At 38.3% G+C, this 1,712-nt stretch carries 1 protein-coding gene; it reads right to left on the reverse strand.

Annotation, left to right across the window (positions count from 1 at the left end; genetic code table 11):
* Window positions 1-96: 96 nt before the first annotated feature.
* Window positions 97-1,515 carry a [FeFe] hydrogenase H-cluster radical SAM maturase HydG gene (gene hydG, locus QZ334_RS08280; RefSeq protein WP_105089421.1) on the reverse strand — a complete coding sequence of 473 codons (1,419 nt, stop codon included), beginning with the start codon at window positions 1,513-1,515 and terminating at the stop codon, window positions 97-99.
* Between the last annotated feature and the right edge of the window lie 197 nt (window positions 1,516-1,712).

Here is a 1,712-nt window from a genome sequence, read left to right on the forward strand (position 1 = left end):
AGATTTTATATACTTCATTCTCATTTAACTTTTGACATTTTCTCAACAAAAAAGAACCTCCCATTATCAATAGGAGGTTCTCGATCAGTGAATTACTTAGAACCGGAAGTCTCGTTCGCCGTCTTTCATCTGTGCAATATAAGCTTTAGCTTTATCTTTAACTAAATCATTTTTGATATTTTCTAACTGTTGTTCAATAACCTTAGCGCCATGAGCTTTAGTTTTTTCATCACCATAATCCATGATGTATTCGTTCAATGTCATCAATGCATTAGGTTGGCAACAGTTATGGATTTGACCGGATTTAGCGAGGGCCATAAATCTGTCCCCTGTTCTACCTGCTCGATAGCATGCAGTACAGAAGCTAGGCACATATCCAAGATCTAGTAACCAATCTACGATTTCATCTAATGTACGTGTGTCACTGCGATCAAATTGAGCCGAATTATCCTCTGGTTTCTCTTCTTCTTTGTAACCACCTACGCTAGTACGAGAGCCCCCACTAATTTGGGAGATACCTAATGCCAAACCGCGTTCACGCATGGATTGACTTTCACGGGTAGACATAATCATACCTGTATACGGTGTGGATACACGAATAAGAGCAACGATTTTCTCAAATATATCGTCAGGTACAGCATTACTGAAATCATCTACATCGATATCATCAGCTGGACAAATACGAGGTACAGAAATTGTATGTGGACCTACACCAAATACTGCTTCTAAATGCTCTGCATGCATCAACAAACCTACAAAATCATATTTATAATGTTCTAAGCCATAAAGAACACCGATACCTACATCATCAATGCCACCTTGCATAGCGCGGTCCATCGCCTCTGTATGGTAGGCGTAGTCGCTCTTAGGGCCTGTTGGATGAAGTGCTTCGTAGTTTTCTTTATTGTACGTTTCTTGGAATAATGTATATGTACCAATACCAGCTTCATGTAATTTCTTGTAATCCTCAACGGAACAAGCTGCAATATTTACGTTTACACGGCGAATTTCGCCATTTTTATTTTTAATACCGTAAATAGTCTTGATAGATTCCAAAATATATTCAAGAGGATTATTAAGAGGATCTTCACCAGACTCAATAACAATGCGCTTATGCCCCATTGCTTCTAAGGCAATAACCTCTTCTCTAATTTGGTCTTGAGTCAACTTTTTACGTTTAATATCGCGATTTTTAGAGTGGTACGGACAGTATACACAACCATTAATACAATAGTTAGACAAATATAATGGTGCAAATAGAACGATGCGATCACCATAAATAGCTTTCTTGATTTCTTTAGCTAACGCATAAAGCTTTTCCTTATATTCAGGCAACGGACATTCTAATAGAACAGCTGCTTCTCTATGGTTTAACCCCTTAAATGTAGCAGCTTTTTCTAAAATAGCATCTAACAACTCCCGATTTTCCTTGTTTTCCTCTGCATAGGCAAGGGTGTCAAGGATTTCCTGATGGGAAATAAATTCCTCCGCCTTTGGAGATTTTACATCATACATAGTACTTACCTCAAATCTTTCTAGTGGCAACGCCACCCCTCTTTAGGTATATGAAAGTATATGACAACCAGTCTTCTGGTATTTCACTGATACTGTACATAGTATACCACTATTCCTACTAAAAAACATAGGAATTTGACACACAATCATAACCACCCGTAGAACGGGTGGTTTGCTCTGACCCTATAAGGGTCTTT

It is taken from the genome of Veillonella sp., assembly GCF_019414865.1.
In the GTDB taxonomy this organism is placed as follows: domain Bacteria; phylum Bacillota; class Negativicutes; order Veillonellales; family Veillonellaceae; genus Veillonella.

Bases quoted from the DNA above. Each gene is read 5' to 3' on its own strand.
- hydG (WP_105089421.1), bottom strand. From the start codon at position 1,515: ATGTATGATGTAAAATCTCCAAAGGCGGAGGAATTTATTTCCCATCAG.